Annotated in this window: 16 protein-coding genes and 1 pseudogene; 10 read left to right on the forward strand and 7 right to left on the reverse strand. The window is 71.1% G+C overall.

Features of this window, described 5'->3' with window-relative positions; translation table 11 throughout:
* Positions 1 to 387 carry a DUF779 domain-containing protein gene (locus tag WH85_RS19295; protein WP_045743293.1) on the forward strand — a complete coding sequence of 129 codons (387 nt, stop codon included), beginning with the start codon at positions 1 to 3 and terminating at the stop codon, positions 385 to 387.
* Between the two features lie 368 nt (positions 388 to 755).
* Positions 756 to 1730 (forward strand): polysaccharide deacetylase family protein, encoded by a 975-nt coding sequence (locus WH85_RS53740; RefSeq protein ID WP_281179069.1) that lies wholly within the window; start codon positions 756 to 758, stop codon positions 1728 to 1730.
* Between the two features lie 995 nt (positions 1731 to 2725).
* Here WH85_RS53740 and WH85_RS48855 read toward each other — a convergent pair.
* Positions 2726 to 3085: a DUF3499 domain-containing protein gene (locus WH85_RS48855; protein ID WP_083449103.1), complete on the reverse strand. Its 360-nt coding sequence runs from the start codon at positions 3083 to 3085 to the stop codon at positions 2726 to 2728.
* Between the two features lie 186 nt (positions 3086 to 3271).
* Between WH85_RS48855 and WH85_RS19305 the strand changes: the two genes are divergently transcribed.
* Positions 3272 to 3751, forward strand: a complete 480-nt coding sequence (locus WH85_RS19305) for a metallopeptidase family protein (RefSeq protein WP_063775526.1) — start codon at positions 3272 to 3274, stop codon at positions 3749 to 3751.
* Between the two features lie 83 nt (positions 3752 to 3834).
* Here WH85_RS19305 and WH85_RS19310 read toward each other — a convergent pair whose 3' ends face one another.
* The 3 genes and pseudogenes from WH85_RS19310 to WH85_RS47080 all read right to left on the reverse strand — a co-directional run bounded on the left by WH85_RS19310 (position 3835) and on the right by WH85_RS47080 (position 7576).
* Entirely contained in the window at positions 3835 to 4092 is a 258-nt protein-coding gene (locus WH85_RS19310; RefSeq protein WP_045743295.1) for a WhiB family transcriptional regulator, read from the reverse strand.
* A gap of 561 nt (positions 4093 to 4653) precedes the next feature.
* Positions 4654 to 5898: pseudogene (gene cofG, locus WH85_RS19315) on the reverse strand (7,8-didemethyl-8-hydroxy-5-deazariboflavin synthase CofG); the annotation flags it as partial.
* 412 nt (positions 5899 to 6310) lie between these two features.
* Positions 6311 to 7576: a hypothetical protein gene (locus tag WH85_RS47080; protein ID WP_052720543.1), complete on the reverse strand. Its 1266-nt coding sequence runs from the start codon at positions 7574 to 7576 to the stop codon at positions 6311 to 6313.
* An 89-nt stretch (positions 7577 to 7665) separates the two neighbouring features.
* Here WH85_RS47080 and cofD point away from each other — a divergent pair, with 89 nt between their 5' ends.
* The 4 genes from cofD to WH85_RS19340 are packed head-to-tail and all read left to right on the forward strand — an operon-like array spanning position 7666 to position 10764.
* Positions 7666 to 8622, forward strand: a complete 957-nt coding sequence (gene cofD / locus WH85_RS19325) for a 2-phospho-L-lactate transferase (protein ID WP_045743296.1) — start codon at positions 7666 to 7668, stop codon at positions 8620 to 8622.
* Entirely contained in the window at positions 8619 to 9644 is a 1026-nt protein-coding gene (locus WH85_RS19330; RefSeq protein WP_045743297.1) for a coenzyme F420-0:L-glutamate ligase, read from the forward strand. The genes cofD and WH85_RS19330 overlap by 4 nt, the downstream gene beginning before the upstream one ends.
* Positions 9644 to 10216 (forward strand): NUDIX hydrolase, encoded by a 573-nt coding sequence (locus WH85_RS19335; RefSeq protein ID WP_045743298.1) that lies wholly within the window; start codon positions 9644 to 9646, stop codon positions 10214 to 10216. The genes WH85_RS19330 and WH85_RS19335 overlap by 1 nt, the downstream gene beginning before the upstream one ends.
* On the forward strand, positions 10213 to 10764 hold the full coding sequence (locus tag WH85_RS19340; RefSeq protein ID WP_045743299.1) for a DUF4232 domain-containing protein: 552 nt from the start codon (positions 10213 to 10215) through the stop codon (positions 10762 to 10764). The genes WH85_RS19335 and WH85_RS19340 overlap by 4 nt, the downstream gene beginning before the upstream one ends.
* Before the next feature lie 26 nt (positions 10765 to 10790).
* Here the strand turns inward: WH85_RS19340 and WH85_RS19345 are convergent, their stop codons facing one another.
* Complete coding sequence (locus WH85_RS19345) at positions 10791 to 11909, reverse strand: mannose-1-phosphate guanylyltransferase (RefSeq protein ID WP_425394653.1); 1119 nt, start codon at positions 11907 to 11909, stop codon at positions 10791 to 10793.
* 22 nt (positions 11910 to 11931) lie between these two features.
* Positions 11932 to 13077, reverse strand: a complete 1146-nt coding sequence (locus WH85_RS19350; RefSeq protein WP_045743300.1) for a glycosyltransferase family 4 protein — start codon at positions 13075 to 13077, stop codon at positions 11932 to 11934.
* A gap of 203 nt (positions 13078 to 13280) precedes the next feature.
* Between WH85_RS19350 and WH85_RS19355 the strand changes: the two genes are divergently transcribed.
* Entirely contained in the window at positions 13281 to 14009 is a 729-nt protein-coding gene (locus WH85_RS19355) for a TIGR03089 family protein (protein WP_045743301.1), read from the forward strand.
* On the opposite strand, the gene WH85_RS19360 is transcribed toward WH85_RS19355, so the two are convergent.
* Positions 13992 to 15911, reverse strand: coding sequence for an acetoacetate--CoA ligase (locus WH85_RS19360; RefSeq protein ID WP_045743302.1), 1920 nt, complete (start codon positions 15909 to 15911; stop codon positions 13992 to 13994). The genes WH85_RS19355 and WH85_RS19360 overlap by 18 nt on opposite strands.
* Before the next feature lie 110 nt (positions 15912 to 16021).
* On the opposite strand from WH85_RS19360, the gene WH85_RS19365 reads away from it, so the two are divergent.
* Positions 16022 to 17095 (forward strand): hypothetical protein, encoded by a 1074-nt coding sequence (locus WH85_RS19365; RefSeq protein WP_045743303.1) that lies wholly within the window; start codon positions 16022 to 16024, stop codon positions 17093 to 17095.
* A gap of 309 nt (positions 17096 to 17404) precedes the next feature.
* Positions 17405 to 18463, forward strand: coding sequence for an alpha/beta hydrolase (locus WH85_RS19370; RefSeq protein ID WP_045743304.1), 1059 nt, complete (start codon positions 17405 to 17407; stop codon positions 18461 to 18463).
* Positions 18464 to 18615: the final 152 nt, after the last annotated feature.

Genomic DNA, 18615 nt, shown 5'->3' on the forward strand with positions numbered 1-18615 from the left:
ATGGTCAGCCGCGTCGATGTCACTCCCGCGGCCGCCGACCTGATGCGGCGGCTGCGGGAGCAGCACGGACCACTGATGTTCCACCAGTCCGGCGGATGCTGCGACGGCAGCGCGCCGATGTGCTACCTCGAGGGCGAGTTCCGGACCGGCGGTTCCGACGTGCTGCTCGAGTCTCTGGCAATCGAGGGGGTGCCGGAGCCCATCACGTTCTGGATGTCGTCCGCGCAGTTCGCACTCTGGAAGCACACGCACCTGACGGTGGACGTGGTCCCCGGCCGCGGCTCCGGCTTCTCGCTGGAGGCGCCCGAGGGCGTCCGTTTCCTGATCCGGTCGCGGTTGTTCACCGAGGCCGAGATCGCCACGCTGGAAGCGGAGAAGACCCGGTAGCGGGGCGGGGATCTGCCGGTTGCGCTCCATTCCGGGGTACGCGTAACCGGCAGTCCCGGCATTTTCATCCGGTAACGGTGACCGATCTCCCAAGATCGTGCCATGTTCGCCGCGGGCACCCGGGGACGCGCGGCGCTGAGGACGGCACGGTAACGACCTGTCGGACCCTCTTCGCGGGGCTCTCCGCGCGCCGCGTTTTCCCTGAGAGTGACCCGTTTCGGTTACCTCTTGAGCCTGACCGGGGCACACTCCCGATGGTCCGTCGACTCGGTAGACAAATTGGGGCATTTACCTCCATGCCGCCAGGTCGACGTGATGCGCGATGATACGCCGGGAAAACTGAAAGCAGTCCCGTTTTCCGTCGAATCATGCGCATAGGACTGGCGGCCGGCCGCATTCCGGGGCATCGTCGTCAGTTCGCCGACGACCTGGGGAGGATATCGATGCGGCTGTCGCACACCAGAAAGGCACTAGTGATCAGCGGACTGCTGATCATGACTGCCCTTCTCGGCCAGGCGGCCGCGGCCACGACGATCGGACCGCAGACCGCGGCGTCGTCCCAGGCCGCATCCAGCACGCCGCCGGAGGGCACCCCCTCCACCGCACCCAGCGCCCGCGCCGCCCCGTCCGCGCTGCCCGGCGACTCCGCCGGAACACCGGGCGACCCGTCCACGGCCCCCGGCGCCGATCGGACCGAGAGCACCACCGCCCCCGGCGGCAAACACGTGAAGACCGGCCCGGCCGGCAGCCGCCTCGTCACCGGCACCAAGGGCGTGGCCCTGACCTTCGACGACGGCCCCGACCCGGACTACACCCCGGCCCTGCTGAAGATCCTGAAGAAGGAGAACGTCAAAGCCACGTTCTGCCTGGTCGGCTCCAACGCGAAACAGTTCCCGGACCTGGTGCGGGCGATCGTCGCCGACGGCCACGCCCTCTGCAACCACACCTGGAACCACGATCTGAGAATCGGCAAGAAGTCCGCCGCGAAGATCAAAGCCGACCTGGAACGCACCAACGCCGCCATCCGCGCCGCGGTCCCCGGCGTGGCGATCCCGACCTTCCGCGCCCCCGGCGGCAACTTCACGCCGAAACTGGTCAAGGGCGCCAAACAGCTGGGAATGTCCAGCATCTACTGGAAAGTCGACCCGCGCGACTGGGACCACTCCCACGGCGAGTCCCACGGCGCCCACACCGCCAAAATCATCTCGTACGTGAAGAAGCGAACCCGCGACGGCGCGATCGTGCTGTCCCACGACTACGCCCAGCCCGACACGATCAAGGCCTACCGGACCCTGATCCCGTGGCTGCACGACCGCTTCGAACTGGTCCCCCTGACCTCCTGACCTCTCGCCCTCTGAGCTCCCGCTCTCTGACCTCCCGCCCTCTGAGCTCCTGACCTCCCGCCCCCTGACCTCCTGACCTCCGGCCCCGGTCTTCGGCCTCTCAGCCTTCGATCTCCTGGCCGCAGACGTAGACGCGCCCACCGCCCACCCGGGGCCGGTGGGCGCTCCCATATCCGCACAACCGCCGCAATCCACAGGGCTGACAGGGCTGGACAGACGAAGGAACCGGCTGGAGGAAGTGCCCGGCAGGCAGAAGGACCGGCAGGCAGAAGGACCGGCAGGCAGAATGACCAGCAGGCAGAAGGACCGGCAGGCGGAACGACCGAACTGGCGAATGAACCCGGCTGGACACCCGGACGAAATCAGCCCGCCCCAGCCGTAGCCCACGGTCGCCCGGGGCGCAGATCTCAGCCCTCAGCGACGGCTCGGGGCATCCGGCCGTCGCTGAGGGCTGTCCCCGGCCCACAAACCGACCCTCACTGACGGCCGAATCAGCCGAGCCGTCGCCAACGGCTCCCCAGCAAGAGAAACTCAGCCCCCAACGACGGCTCGGAGCACCCAGCCGTCACCTACGGTCGGGATTCGGCCAGCGGGCGAACCATGAGCGACGGCCGGCCGACCTTGCCGAGTAGCACGGCCGGCCTCACCGGGCCACCGGGCCACCGGGCCACCGAGCCACCGAGCCACCGAGCCACCGAGCCACCGAGCCACCGAGCCACCGAGCCACCGAGCCACCGAGCCACCGGCGGATGATCAACCCACGGACAGACTGCCTGCAAAGACTGCACCGCCGACGACGGCTGCACTGGCGAACCGGCTGCGTCGCCATGACGGCTGAACACGTGATGTGAAAGGCCGTGTGCCACGACTCGGACCGCGGGAGTACCTCGAAAACGGACCCGCACGAAAGCTCCCGAAGACGGCACAGGCGCGCCGAAGCTACGCGGAACCAGCCGCCCGGAAAAACGGGCGCCGGGCAAAACGACCAACCACCCCTAATGCGACGGCGGGATGACTCGCAGATGGCCGCGGCGACCGGTCTGGTGCCCCGGCTGGGGCGGGTCCTCGGGACGGGGCGGCGCCGGCCTCGCGGCCTCGCGAACCGCCTCGGCCAGGGCGACCAGGTCGTCGGTGGTGGGGGGTGGGGGTGCGAAGTCACCGTCGTGGCGGACCAGTTCCCAGCCTCGGGGGGCGGTGAGACTGCGGGCATGTGGCTCGCACAGGTCGTACGTGTGCGGCTCGGCGAAGGCGGCGAGGGGGCCGACGACCGCTGTCGAGTCGCTGTAAACATAGGTCAGCGTGGCGACCGCCTGTCGGGGACAGCCGTTCCGGGAGCAGCGCCGTGGTGACCTCACGGCGGGACAGTATCTCCCCATCGGCCGATCCGGGGCGTGTTGCCTCGCGACACGCCGACTGAGCACTTATCACGATTCGGCCATGGTCGTTCGACACGCCGTCTCGTTGGGGCGAATTAACGGCTCGGACACACGAGGCGATCGGGCTGACCACGTATATCGGCCGCGTGGAGATACGCTGGCCGCGTGACCACCAGCCCCGAACGCCGCCGGACGGATCCGCCGCGGGCGGCCCGCACCTCCGGCCCGGGTCATCCGGCACGTCGCGACCGGCATGGGCGCGGCTTGCGGGGTCGCCTGGTGCCGGCGACCGTCCCGCTGGCCCGGACCAAGGCGGAGATCTTCGACGACCTGGTGCTCGACACGGTCGAGGGCCTGGAGCGCCGCTATGCGAAAGAGCTGGCCGGTGTCGAGTTCGCCGTCGAGGACGTGCCGCCGGAGCTGAACGTCTACGACTCGGACGTGCTCGAGGACGGCGAGGTGCCCCTGGCCCGGCTGCTGCCGGGCCGTCCCGGGCGGCACGAGTTGCCGCCACGGATCGTCCTGTATCGCCGCCCGCTGGAGTTCCGGGCGATGGACCGGGAGGACCTCGCCGACCTCGTCCACGACGTGATCATCGAGCAGGTCGCCAACCTGCTAGGTGTGGATCCGGACGAGCTGACCTAGAGCCTGTCCGCAGGCGCCGCCGGGGGCCACGCCCGGACAGCGCCGCATGTCCCCCGGTGATCGGCGGGACAGGCCCTGGCTGTTCAGGCCACGCGGCGCTTCAGCTTGCGACGTTCACGTTCGGACAGTCCACCCCAGATTCCGAACCGTTCGTCGTGACCGAGCGCGTACTCGAGGCATTCGGCCTTGACCTCACAGCGACCGCAGATGCGCTTGGCCTCGCGCGTAGATCCACCCTTCTCCGGGAAGAAAGCTTCTGGATCGGTCTGCGAACACAGCGCCCGTTCCTGCCACTCGGGCGCGTCCCCGAGCAGGTCTACCCCTTCAACCTGCTGTTCCATCGGCGTGCCTCCAAATTTCCGCGCCGGCTGCGAAGCCGGCGCTGACCCCCCACGCACGCGGCGTGTTTCTGTGGGTTCGACGCAAAAGTGCCACATCGTCCCCACAACCCCACCAAAATTACACGCGTGTAAGACGTGCGTCGTCAAGCCGAACCTGCTAAATGGGCCCTTTTCCCGGAGCGCTTGAGGACGCTTCGGGGGCCCGTTCCTGCCCTATCTCTCGGGGCAGGAGGAAGGTAACGCCAGGCCGGGCCACCGAGTCCAATTTAACCCGATTTGTGACCTCTGAGCGATCGGGTCCCCCAACCCGGTCACTGACGGCCCTCCGGCGCCCGCCCACACTGCGGGACACCGTCGATCCCCTCCAGCAGCAGAACGCCGATCGCGGCGGCCGCGACCCGCGCCTCCCGCCACATGGGACCGGGCGGGATACCCCCTCACCGAGCAGATGAATCGTCTTCGTGACCGGCGTCATGCGACGAACGGTCACGCATCGGCGGAACGCCCGGCGACATCACCGGGAGAACCACCAGCAGCGGCACCCTCGGCCGAGCAGCCGACCGGCGAACGCCACGGCCGGCCGGTCGGCGCCAGGTCCAGGGCGAGACCGTCCGGACCGGACAGGGCGGCCACGTGACCGGCCACCCCCGGGTCGAGCCAGCCCTCAGCACCGCGCAGGACGTACTCGGGATAGATCGTGAGCCGCTCCCGCAGCTTGAATCCCGATTTCTCTGACATTTCGGCCAAAAGGTCGATCTGGGGCCACGGCCGCTCCGGGTTCACGTGGTCCGGCGTCACCGGCGACACACCGCCCCAGTCGTCGATCCCGGCCCGCATCAGCAGCGGGAACTCGGCATCGATCAGGTTCGGCGGGGCCTGGATCCGGGCCCGGGGACCCATCACGATCCGCCCGACCGCCACCGTCGCCGCCAGCTCGCGCAGCTCGGCGTCCGGCATGCCGCGCATCGCCGTGTCCGGCTTGGCGCGGAAGTTCTGGATGATCACCTCTTGGATGTGCCCGTACTCGCGGGACGTCGCGCGGATCGCGAACAGCGACTCGGCCCGCTCGGTCACCGTCTCGCCGATCCCGATCAGGATGCCGGTGGTGAACGGCACGCCCGCCCGGCCGGCGTCGTCGAGCGCCCGCAGGCGGACCGCCGGCTCCTTGTCCGGTGAGCCGTAGTGCGGCGCGCCCTTCTCCGACCACAGCCGGGTCGCGGTGGTCTCCAGCATCATCCCCATGCTCGGCGCCACCGGCTTGAGGCGCTCGAGCTCGGCGAGGCTCATCACGCCCGGGTTGAGGTGCGGCAGCAGGCCGGTCTCCTCGAGCACCAGGATCGCGCAGGCCCGGACGTAGTCGAGCGTCGACGCGTAGCCCCGCTCGTCCAGCCACGTGCGGGCCGCCGCCCAGCGCGCCTCCGGCCGGTCCCCCAGCGTGAACAACGCCTCCTTGCACCCCTGCGCGGCGCCCTGGCGGGCGATCTCCAGAACCTCCTCGGGCTCCAGGAACGCCGCCGGCAGCCGGTGCGGCACCGTCGCGAACGTGCAGTAGTGGCACCGGTCCTGACAGAGCCGGGTGAGCGGGATGAAGACCTTGCGGGAGTAGGTGACGACACCCGGCCGCCCGGCCTCTCGCAACCCGGCGTCCCGCAGGTCACCGGCGATGGCCAGCAGCTCGTCGAACCGGTCGCCGGTGGCCGCGAGCAACGCGACCGCCTCACCGACATCGATGGCTTCTCCGTCGGCGGCGCGCCGCAGGGCACGCCGGACGCTCACGTCAGTGGGTTCGACCTCGACCTCTACCACGCAGAGCAGCCTAGGCCGGAAATCCCGTTGCTGCCGCAGTGGCCCACAAGGACCACCAGTGTCAACAAACACCATCTCGAATGGGTTGCGGCAGGTTCTTCCTCTTGCGCTTCCTCTTCTTGTACGCGTGACGACCGCCCACTTCCCGGCTGAGCGCGATCACCGCGATGGGTCGCGCCCACCGGCGCGACCGCCGGGCTGCGGGCGCGGGGAGACCACCACGGCCCCGTCTCTCCGGCGGCTGCCACCAGCCGAAGGAATCCGGCCCGGCCGCCGTCGGGCGACCGGGCCGGTTCAGGGCACGGGCAGATCTCCACCGCCGGCGGACCGGTGGCACCGATCCATCAGCGCCGACGGCGGATCCTCGTCACGAAGGGATCGGTACCGCGAAGAGATCAGTGACGCGAAGGGATCAGTGACGCGGCGGGTCCTGCACGGCCGGCCCGAACCCGGGGCGGTCGTCCGGCACCACCTGGGTCGGGTCAGCAGTCGAGGGAGCCCCGGTGCCGGACACCACCTGGGTCGGGTCCGCCGCCGCAACGACAGGCGGCGCAGGCAGCGGCACCGCGGCCGGGAACTCCGAGGCCGGCGCCGCAGCGGGAGCGTCCGGAGCGGTGGGCTCAGCCGTCGGCGCCGGCTGGACAGCGGCCGGAGCGCCGGACGTCGGCTCCACCGCGGTCAGAGCACCCGAGACCGGCTCAGCAGGGGCCGCGGCGGGCGGCGCACTGAACGGCGTGGTGCTGAACGGCGGCGCGCTGTACGGCTGGCCCATCGGCGGCGCCGAGACGGGCAGCTGGCCCACCGGCGGCGCGGAGACCGGCGGCTGGTTCCAGATCGGCGCGGCACCGGGCTGCGGCTGCCCGTAGACCCCCGGCACGAATCCCGGCTGCGGCTGCCCGTAGACACCGGGCGGCGGAGCGAACGGCGGCTGCCCGGGCGGCGGGGCGAACGGCGGCTGCCCACCGAAGGCCTGCCCCGGCGTGGGAGGCGCGCCATAAGGCTGTCCCGGCGCGGGCGGAGCGCTGAACGGCTGGCCCGGAGCCGGGGGCGCACTGAACGGCTGACCCGGGGCGGGCGGCGCACTGAACGGCTGACCGGGTACCGGCGGCGCCCCGTACGGCTGCTGGCCGAAGGGCTGCTGGTGGTAGGGCTGCCCGTAGACCCCGGCCGGCGGCTGCCCGTAGACGCCCGGCTGCGGCTGCGGACGCGGCACCATGAACATCCCGCGCCAGATCTGCGTCACCGTGTACGCGGCCAGGCCGAACACCGCCAGCCATGCGACCCGGACCAGCAGTTCGCTGAAGGCCGTGCCCGGGTTGTCGGTGGCGAGCGAGCTCACCCCGAACAGCACGCCGAACAGGACGCCGAAGAAGGCCACCACGCCGTACTCGATCAGCGCGGCGAGCACGATCAGTCGCGCCTTGGGGTGAACCGGCTTGACTCCGAGTGACAACAGGACCGCGGCGAGCGGGAAGAAGATCGTCGCCAGGTTCACAAAACTGGCGAAGCTGTAGCGGGTGCGCCCGACGAAGTCGCTGCCCAGCAGATCGACGACGGAGACGAAGAGCAGCACTGCTGTGGCGCCCGCCAGGACATAGGCGGCGATGTCGCGCAGCGGCCGCAGGAACTGTCCGAGCGGCTTGTCGCCGCCCGGCGTGGGCTGCGATCCAGTGGTCACGATTACTCCCGGTGCGTGATCGAGGTGGGCCCAGCGTAAACCGCGACCCACGAACGGGTGGCGTCACGCAGGTGGGGGAGGATGGGGAGATGCGGATCGTGGTCCTTACCGGGGGCATCGGAGGCGCCCGGTTCCTTCTCGGCGTGCGGGCTCACGCACGCACCATCGGCGCCGATGTGACGGCGGTGGTCAATGTCGGCGACGACGTGCGCATGCACGGCCTCCAGATCTGTCCCGACCTGGACAGCGTCATGTACACCCTGGGCGGCGCCGCCGACCCGGAGCGCGGCTGGGGCCGGGTCGGCGAGTCCTGGGTGGTCAAGGAGGAGCTGACGAAGTACGGCGTCGAGCCCTCCTGGTTCGGTCTGGGTGACAAGGACACCGCCACTCACCTGGTACGCACCACCATGCTGAACGCCGGTTACCCGTTGTCGGCGGTGACCGCGGCCCTGTGCGAGCGCTGGCAGCCGGGCATCACGATGCTGCCCGTCACCGACGACCGGCTGGAGACCCACGTGGTCGTCGACGTCGAGGGTGAGCGCAAGGCCATCCATTTCCAGGAGTGGTGGGTGCGCTATCGCGGGGCGGTCCCGACGCACCGTTTCGTGTTCGTCGGTGCCGAGTCCGCCAAGCCGGCGGCCGGCGTCCGGGACGCGATCGCGGGAGCCGACGTGATTCTCATCGCCCCGAGCAATCCGGTGGTCAGTATCGCGCCGATTCTGGCCGTACCCGGGCTGAAAGAGGCGGTGATGGACGGCCCGGCGCCGGTGGTCGGGGTGTCGCCGATCATCGGGGGCTCACCGGTGCGGGGCATGGCCGACAAGTGTCTGAGCACGCTCGGGGTGGAGGTGAGCGCCGCCGGTGTGGGCCGGATGTACGGTCCTCGCGCCGAGGGCGGGCTGCTCGACGGCTGGCTGGTCGACGAGTCGGACGCGGGCGCCGAGGTGCCCGGGGTGGCCACCCGCGCGGTGCCGCTCTGGATGAAGGACGAGCAGCTCACGGCCCGGATGGTCGCCGACGCGCTGGAGCTCGGGGGTGTCCGGTGAGCGACGGGCTCGAGGTTCTCCCGGTCCGCGGCATCGGTGACGTCACCGCGGGCGACGACCTCGCCGACCTGATCCTGGGCGCCGGCCCGTGGATCGCCGACGGCGACGTCCTGGTGGTGACCAGCAAGATCGTGTCGAAGGCGGAGGGCCGCCTGGTCGAGGTGCCGGCGGACGGGCCGGACCGCGAGGAGGCCCGGCAGCGGGTGCTGGCCGGTGAGACCGCTCGGGTGGTGGCCCGCCGTGGCCCCACCACGATCGTGGCGACCCATCACGGTTTTGTGATGGCCGCGGCCGGCATCGACGCGTCGAACGTCGACAAGACCCATCTGGTGCTGCTGCCGGTCGACCCGGACGCCTCGGCCCGGGCCCTGCGTGCCGAGTTGCTGCGCCGGGGCCGGGACGTCGCCGTGATCATCTCGGACACGTCCGGCCGGGCCTGGCGCAACGGCCTGACCGATGTGGCTCTGGGCGCTGCCGGCATCGGCGCGCTGCTCGATCATCGGGGGCAGATCGACCCGTACGGCAACGAGCTGAGCCTGACCCAGATGGCCGTGGTCGACGAGCTGTCCGCGGCGGCCGAGCTGGTCAAGGGCAAGTGTGACCGGGTGCCGGTGGCGGTGGTCCGGGGTTACACCTGGCCGGCCGACCCGGAGGAGCGCGGTGTCCGCCCGCTGATCCGGGACACGGCGAGCGACATGTTCAGTCTCGGCACCGCGGAGGCTCGTGCGGCGGGTCTCCGCGCCGCGGCCCTGCTCGATGATGCCAGCGTTTCTGACATTTCCGAAATATCGGAAAAGGTGGATCAGGCCCTGGAACTCGTCCATGACGTGATCGCGGCCGGGACCGGCATCGTCCGTGCGGGTGGAACCCTGCGGCTCACCGCTGCCGGAACGGACGGGGTAAGCCTGGTTCGGTTGGGTGCCGACGCCCATCGGGTACGCTCCGCGCTCGCCGCCGAAGGCGTGACCAGCAGCATCGACGTCGACGAGACCGGCGTCACCATCAGTTTCGGAGCTCCCTGATGACCGACCGCACCGACTACACGCTCTACGAGGACGCCGTCCGTGTCCTGACCGGCTGGACGGCCACCTCGGAGGCCGCCGACGACGCCCGCCGGCGCACCCTCGACCTGCTCGCCGACGGTCCGGTCGCGATGACCCGGGCGCACCGGGCCGGGCATGTCACCGCCAGCGCGCTGGTCGTCGGCGACGACGGGCGGGTGCTGCTCTGCCTGCACGGCCGTCTCGGCCGGTGGATGCAGCTCGGCGGGCACTGCGAGGAGGGCGACCGGTCGCTGGCGGCGGCCGCGTTGCGGGAGGCGACCGAGGAGTCCGGCATCGAGGGCCTGGTGCTCGACCCGGAGCCGATCGACGTGGATGTGCACGAGGTGCGCTGCGGCGCGGGTGACGGCTCCCCCGCCGGGCCTTCGGTGCACTACGACGTGCGGTTCATGCTGCGGGCGCCGACCGGCGCGGTGGAGCGGATCAGCGAGGAGTCCGCGGATCTGGCCTGGTTCGCGCCGGACGACCTGCCGTCGCCGTTGGCATCCGGCACCGCCCGGCAGATAGCGCCGGCCCTGGCCCGGCAGCTGTGAACCGCGTTCCCCGGATCGCGATCCCCGCTCTCGCCGCCCTGACGCTGCTGAACGCCTGCGGCCGGAGCACCACCACCGCCGAGCCGGCCGCCACCCCCACGCCTGCCGCGGTCACCCCGTGCGCGAACGCCGATCTCGGGGTGACCGTCACGGTCGAGGAGGAGGACTCCACCTTCGCGCTGATGTCGGTCCTCAACAAGTCGACCGGCACCTGCGCGGTGGCGGGCTGGCTCACCGTCACGCTGCTCACCGCCGGCAAGCAGGCGACCAAGGTGGGCAGCACCCGGGTCGACGAGCCGGGGCCGTCGACCGAGGTGGTGCTGCGGGCGGGCGAGGCCGCGTCGGCCGGCCTGCGCTGGACCGCCTGCGTGAAGGCCGACGAGGGGTGCGGTGTCGGCAACATCGTGCGGTACGACGTCGGCCTGTCCGGCGCCGGCCGGACGGCCGAGCTGGCGGGTTTCCCCACGTCGAAGAAGAACAACATCGCGTGGAAGGAACTGCAGATCGGCACCCTGCAGCCGGCCGGCGTGACCATCGGGGCCTGGTAGTCACCCACCGGCCCCGATGACCGCGGTCAGATGTATCCGTGCTGCCCGAGCTCCTTCAGCTCGTCCACCAGGTGTTTGACCTCCTGCGCGCGTTCCCGCGGGCAGACCAGGACGGCGTCCTCGGTGTCGACGATGACCAGGTCCCGGACGCCCATCGCGGCCACCAGACGGCGGCCGTTCGGGACGATCACCAGGTTCTCCGCGTCGCGCAGCAGCACGCCGGGGCGTTCGCCCGCGCCGTCGTGGCCGACCACCACGTTGCCGGCCGGGTCGGCGGTGAGGACCTCACCGAGGGTGTGGAAGTCGCCGACGTCGTTCCAGCCGAAGTCGCCGGGAACGGTGCCGACCCGGCCGACGGTGGCCGCGCCCTCCATGACCGCGTAGTCGACCGAGATCCGCGGCAGGGTGGGCCACACCTCGCCGAGGACCTCCTCGCGGGCGGCGGTGTCCCAGGCGTGGGCGATCCGGCTCACCCCGGAGGCGAGCTGCGGCTGCTGCCGGGCCAGTTCGGCGAGGAACACGTCGACCCGCCAGACGAACATGCCGGCGTTCCACAGGTAGTTGCCGGACTTCACGTAGTTCTCGGCGACCTCGTAGGAGGGCTTCTCCTTGAACTCCTCGACCTTGAGCACCGGGCTGCCCTCGGCCGCCGCCCCGCACTGGAGGTAGCCGTAGCCGATCTCCGGGCGGGTCGGGGTGATGCCGAGCGTCATCAGCAGACCCTGCTGGGCGCCGACGACCGCGCGGCGGATCACCTCGGCGAACTCGGGCTGGTCGGCGATCAGGTGGTCGGACGCGAACGAGCCCATGATCGCCTCCGGGTCGCGGCGGGCGATGACCGCCGCGGCCAGGGCGATCGCCGCGCACGAGTCCCGGGGGGACGGCTCGACGAGCACGTTCTCGTCCGGGATCGCGGCGAGTTGCCGGGAGACCGCCGCGGCGTGCGCCACGCCGGTCACCACAAAGATCCGTTCGGGGGAGGTCAGCGTGTCCAGCCGGTCCACGGTGGCTTGCAGAAGGGACGCCTCCGTGCCGGTCAGCGGGTGGAGGAACTTGGGATGACCGGCGCGGGACAGCGGCCAGAGACGGGTACCGGTACCGCCTGCGAGAACCACCCCGTACAGCACAGCCTGTTCGTCGCTCATGCGCGGAGAGTTTAGTAGATGATCAAGTAGCGACTCGGGTCCAAGTCGTTACATGTACCTCCGCGCTGGACGCCCAGGTGAACTCTTTCGCACGATCGAAACCCGCTTTGGCGAGCGTCTGGCGCCGCTTCTCGTCGTGCAGCAGGTCAGCGAGGTCCTCGGCGATCCGCTCCGGCGCCTCGGTCGTATATGCGACAGCATCGCCGCCGACCTCCGGAAGGCTGAGCCGGGGCGTGGTCAGCACCGGGGTGCCGCAGGCCATCGCCTCCAGGATCGGCAGGCCGAAACCCTCACCGAACGAGGGGTAGCAGGCCACCAGGGCGCCGCCGAGGAAACCGGGCAGGTCCGCGTAGCGCAGATAGCCCGGACGGAGCAGCCGCAGGTGCGAGGGAACCTCGGCGACGGCCTTGTCGATGTCGTCGTCATGCCCCTGTCCCCCGGCGAGGACCAGGGCCGGCGGGTGCGGCCAGTCGGCGACGGCGCGGGCCCAGCCGCGGATCAGGTTGGGCACGTTCTTGCGGGGCTCCTTGGCGCCGAGGAACGCCACGTAGCCGGTGTCGCCGAGGCCGAGCCGGGCACGGACCCGGGCCTTCTCCTCGTCGGTCGGCATGTGGAACGCCGAGTGGTCGACCCCGTGGTACGCCACGTCGATCCGGGTCGGATCGGCGTCCAGCAGGCGGATCAGTTCGTCGCGGGTCGCCTTGCTGGGGACGATCACCCGGCCGGCCCGCCGCAGCGACGTCTTGATCGCACTGCGGAAGAAGGTCCGCTTGGTGTTGTCGTAGTGCTCCGGTTCGGTGAAGAACGTCGCGTCGTGCACGGTGACCGTGACCGGGCATCCGGTGCGCAGCGGGCAGGTGTAGAAGGGCGAGTGCAGCACCTGCGCGCCCACCTGCTGGGCGAGCAGCGGCAGACCGGTCTGCTCCCAGGCGAGGCGGGCCGGACGGTGCACGATGGCGGCCGGTCCGGGGATCACCTCGGCCGAGGGGAGCATGCGACGGTAACGCTCCGCATCCGAACGCTGTGCGACGACGGCGAGGGCGACACGCTCGTCGTTCAGCTGTCCGAGGGCTCCGAGCAATCCGTCGACGTATCTGCCGACACCGCCTCTGTCGGCGGGAACACTAGTGGCGTCGACCAGCACTCGCGGGGGGCGACCGGGGGTCACGAGGCATCTCCTTGGCGTCTCTGACGTTCCGATGCTGCGGTGGGAACTCCGACGTTGAGAGTCGGCAACGTCACCGTCGAGGGTACGCCTGCAACGCTGCGGGCAAGCGTCCGCGACGCCGGAGCATCGTCGATCGCGCCACCAGGGGAGTCGACACGGTTCCACTGCGATCACGGACAGTGATACGCCTATGGTGTGAGGCGATGAAGACCACGATTCCACAGGCGTTCGCGGAGGCGGTCCGGCGCGACCCGGCCGCTCCCCTGCTGACCTGGTACGACGACGCCTCCGGCGACCGCACCGAACTCTCCGGCCTGACGCTGGAGAACTGGGTCTCGAAAACCGCGAACCTGCTGGTCGACGGGATCGGGCTGGGCCACGGCGACACGGTGGCGCTGCTGCTCCCGCCGCACTGGCAGACCGCGGCCCTGCTGCTCGGCGTCTCGGCCGCCGGTCTCGGCGCCGACCTGGGCGCGGACGCCCCGCAGCCGGTCGAGGCGCTGTTCACCACACCGGACCGGGTGGACGCCGCGGCCGCGTGGAACACCGGTGACCGGTACGCCACCGGCCTGCTCCCGCTGGCCATGCCGCTGCGCGACGTGCCGCCGGGCTACCAGGACTACGTCACCGAGGTCCGCAACTACGGCGACCACTACCGGGGCGCTCCGGTGGCCCCGGCCGACCTGGCCCTGGGGGGCCCGTTCGAGCTGAGCCACCAGGACGCCATCGAGGAGGCGGCACACCGGGCCGCCGCCCTGGGCATCCCGGACGGCGGCCGGGTACTGATCGACACGGCGGCGTACCCGGAGGCGATCGACTGGCTGATCGCCCCGCTGGTGGCCGGCGCCTCGGTGGTGCTCTGCGCCAACCTGGACCGGGCCAAGCTGGACGCCCGGGCCGCCACCGAGAAGGTGTCAGCGATCCTGGCGTAGGAGCGCGAACTCGGTCAGCGACTCCGGGTTGACCAGTGCCCCGGCGGCCGCCGCGACCGCGACCGGCGTCCCGGTGAGGATCCGCTTCACCGGGACTTCCAGTTTCTTGCCGGACAGGGTGCGGGGCACTGCGCGTACCCGATGGAGAAGGTCGGGAACGTGCCGTGGCGACAGCGCGGCACGCAGCTCCCGGGCGATCCGGCCGCGCAGGTCCTCGTCGAGCTCGGCGCCGTCCGCGGTGACCACGAAGAGGATCAGCTCACCGTTCGGGTCGCCGGGCTTGTCGAGGTGCACCACCAGCGAGTCGGCGACCTCGGGCAGGCTCTCGACGACCGCGTAGAACTCGGCGGTGCCCAGCCGGACGCCGCCGCGGTTGAGGGTGGCGTCCGACCGTCCGGTGATCACGCAGCTGCCGTCCGCCTCGACGGTGATCCAGTCGCCGTGCCGCCACACCCCGGGGTAGACGTCGAAGTAGGCCTCGCGGTACCGCCGGCCGTCCGGGTCGTTCCAGAAGCCGACCGGCATGCTCGGCATCGGCGCGGTGATCACCAGCTCGCCGAGTTCACCGGTCACCGGCTTGCCGGACGGGTCGAAGGCCTCCACCCGGGCCCCGAGGACCCGGCAGGCGATCACCCCGGCCCGGACCGGCAGCAGCGGTGAGCCGCCGACGAACCCGGTGCAGACGTCGGTCCCGCCGGACAGCGAGGTCAGCTGCACGCCCGGATCGACCGCTTCGTAGACCCACGTGAAACCCTCCGGGGGCAACGGCGCGCCGGTCGAACCGATGCCGCGCAGCCGCTTGCGTGGGGTGAGACCGGCCTTGCGGCAGGCCATCAGGAACGGTGCCGACGTGCCGAGATAGGTGATCCCGGCGGTGTCCACCAGGTCCCAGAGGGTGTTCAAATCCGGCCAGGCCGGGTTGCCGTCGAAGAGCACCACGGCGGCGCCCACCGCCGGACCGCTGGCCAGGTAGTTCCACATCATCCAGCCGGTGGTGGTGAACCACAGGAAACGGTCGTCCGGGCCGAGGTCGTGGTGCAGCGCCAGGATCTTGAGGTGTTCCAGCAGGATGCCGCCGTGTCCGTGCACGATCGGCTTGGGCAGGCCCGTGGTGCCGGAGCTGTAGAGGACGTAGAGCGGGTGGTCGAAGGGGACCGGCTCGAAGGCGAGCGGGTCGTCGCCGGTCAGCCCGGACCAGTCGCCGCCCTCGTGCAGATAGCCGATCCTGATCACGTGCTCGATCGACGGGACCGCCGCGGCGATCGCGTCGATCTCGGCGCTCCGGTCGATCGCCTTGTCGCCGTAGCGGTATCCGTCCGTGGCGACCAGCACCGACGGCTCGATCTGGCTCCACCGGTCGATCACGCTGCGGGCGCCGAACTCCGGCGCGCACGACGAGAAGATCGCGCCGAGGCTGGCGACGGCCAGCATCAGGACGTAGGTCTCCGGGATGTTCGGGGCGTAGGCCGCCACCCGGTCGCCCCGGCCGACGCCGCGGGCCTTCAGCCCGGCACGGACCCGGCGGACCTCCTCGCGCAGCTCACGGCCGGTCAGCCGCACCGGCTCACGACTCTGGGAGTACGCGTGAACGACGACGTCCTCCGGGTCCCGGCCGGGCATCCGCAGCACGTTCTCCGCGTAGTTGAGCGTGGCGCCGGGGAACCAGCGCGCCCCCGGCATCACCGCCTCGGTCAGCACCGCCGTGGGTGGATCGTGCGCCACCACCCCGAAGTGGTCCCACACCGCACCCCAGAAGCCGGCCAGATCGGTGACCGACCACTCCCAGAGCGCCGGATAGTCCGCGAAGGACAGACCGCGCTCCCGCTCCAGCCACGACAGGAACCCACCGATCCGCGAGGTCGTCCGGACGTCGGCGGGCGGCTCCCACAACACTGTGCCCATCGCCACACCTTAACGGCGGGTCAGGCCTTCGTGACCGCCGGTTCCGTGCCCGGAAGCACCCGGTCAGGGCATTTCGCCACGCTTGCCGGACCGGGGTAGCCTGCCGGATCATGCGCCACCTCCGGTCGATCATTTATGCCCTCGTGCTGGCCCCCGCTCTCTGGGTGCTGGCCGGCGTGGGATTCACCCACGACCTGTCGAGCCGAGGACGAGAGCTCTTCGCCGCCGAGTCGATCTCCGGCCTGCTGTTGCTGCTCTTCTCCGGCATCCTCTTCACGATCCTCACTTTCGCCCCGGTCTCCCCCGCCGGACCGGTGCTGGCCGGCGCGGGCTTCCTGGGGATCGCACTGTGGGCGTTCAACGACCCCACGGGGTACGCCGCGCTATGGGCGCCGGAGGTCGCCAAGGAGGGGTTCGACCTGAGCCGGCCCGGCTACGGTCTCGCCGCGCTCCTGGCCATCCCGCTGCTCGGCACCGGGTTGAGTGGTCGCCGCTGGGCCCGTTACGAGCCGCCGGTGCTGCCGATCATCGGTGAGATCGGACGGTTCCGGGGTGCGGCCAAGGTGGCCGGTGTCCCGATCGCGGCCAGTGAGACCACGGTGATCCGTCCCGGACGCCCGGCGGACGCCACGGTCACTCTGGGGTCGCCGGCGGATCGCACGGTCGCCATCAACTCGCCGGCCGCGGCCGACCGCACGGTGGCGATCAACTCGCCGTCCACCCCTCCCCCGGCTCCCCCTGTTCCCGTCGTTCCCGCTGCTCCCGTCGTTCCCGCTACTCCCGTCGTTCCCGCTGCTTCCGCCGTTCCCGCTGCTCCCGCCGTTCCCGCTGCTCCCGTCGTTCCCGCTGCTCCCGCTGCGTCTTCGGCCGCTCCGCCCGTGTCGGCGGCTCTGCTGCCGGAGTCGGACCGGACGATCGCGATGCCGACGGCCGGTTCCAAGCGGTCCCGGGCCGCCTCGCCCGCCCCGGCGATCCACCCGGCGTACTCCACGTCGGGTGACGCGCCCTCCCAGGCGGTGCAGGCCGCACAGGCCGCACAGGCGAAATCGGCGACGGAAACCAATAAATCCGGTATTACCGTCAATTCAGCTATTGCCGGAAAGGTCGCCGATCAGGATCGGACGCAGGCTCGGCCGTCCTCGGCCACCCCGCCGGTCGTCCCGGGGCAGCGGCCCGGTTCCTGACCGGACGCGGACGCGACACTGCCGGAGGTGAGCTTGTGGCTCGCCCCCGGCAGGCGTGCGACTGATCCGCCCCTACTCGGTCAGCCGCGGGCAGTTCATGAAATGAACCCCCAGGGGCCACAGTAAACCGCGGGCAGTTGATCACCAACCGCCGAGCGGCCGGGCAACCACACCCGTCGGCGGGTTGCGCGGGCCCGCCGACCGATACCTGAGTACTACCCGCGATCTGGCTCCACGGATTGACGAAAACCCCCGTTCCGGCTCCCTACCTTTCCTCTCGCATCGTTCATCGGAGCGGGAGGAACCGGAATGAATCGACTGTGGATCGCGGCTGCACTGCTGCTCGTGACCCCCGTGCTCTGGCTGTGCGGGCCCACCCGCGCGACCGCGTCACCGCTGCCCCGGACCGCCGAGTGGCTGTCCGACCCGGCCCGGCTCCCGGACCCCGCGACGGCCATGCCCGCCCAGGTGGCGGCCTTCTTCGCCGGGCTGTCCCCGGCGGCCGCGGCGGACCTGACCGCCCGCTACCCGCAGATCGTCGGCAACCTCGACGGCGCCCCGCTCGCCCTGCGCTACGCCGCCAACCGCGACCCGGCCCGCCCCGGCCGGCAGATCCTCGCCCTGGACCGGCGGGGCGACGGGATGATCGCCACGGTGCTCGGCGACCTGGAGACCGCGGACCGGGTGGCGATCCTGATCCCCGGCGTGGACACCACCCTCGCCAACTTCGACACCGGCCTCGGCGGGGTGCTCCGGCGGGCGCCCTCCTGGCAGGCCGAACAGCTCTTCGCGCAGATCCGGCGGGCGGATCCGGGCGCGCGGGTCGCGGTGATCGCGTGGCTGGGCTACGACACCCCGGAGGGGGTACGCCGTGAAGCACTCCGCGAAGATCGGGCGGCCTCCGGCGCCCCCGTCCTCGAGAAGCTGGTCGACGGTCTCGTGACCGGCCACCCGGACCGTGCCATCGTCGTGGTCGGGCACAGCTACGGTTCCATCGTGGCCGGGCACGCGGCGGCACGGCTGAGCCGCCAGGTCACCGACATCGTGGCGATCGGCAGCCCGGGCATGGGCGTGCCGGACCGGTCCGCGCTGGGCACCGCGGCCCGGGTCTGGGCGGGCAGCGCACCGGACGACTGGACGCGGCGGCTTCCGGGCGTACGCATCATGGGGGTGGGTCATGGCCGGCAACCCGCCGAGCCGGACTTCGGCGCCCTGACCCTGCCGTGCGACGACGTGACCGGCCACGACGGCTACTACGCTCCCGGAACAGCGTCCCTGCGGGCGATGGCCCGGATCGTCGCGGGCGCCGGTGATGCGGGCCGGTACGACACGACCAGCACCGGAACTCTTCTCGCCCACGCCGGCTGACGTCCGCCCTCCGCTCCCCGCACCAGAGCAAGGTCACCATGGGCTTGCCCGTTCTAGACATGTTTCGTGGTCAGGGTGCGAAGCCCGTCCGCGTGGTGATTTCGGGCGCGCTGGACGCCCCAATTCACCACACCCGTGGCGGTGTGGTGATT

Origin of the sequence: Actinoplanes rectilineatus (genome assembly GCF_000962825.1) — a bacterium.
Lineage (GTDB): Bacteria > Actinomycetota > Actinomycetes > Mycobacteriales > Micromonosporaceae > Actinoplanes > Actinoplanes rectilineatus.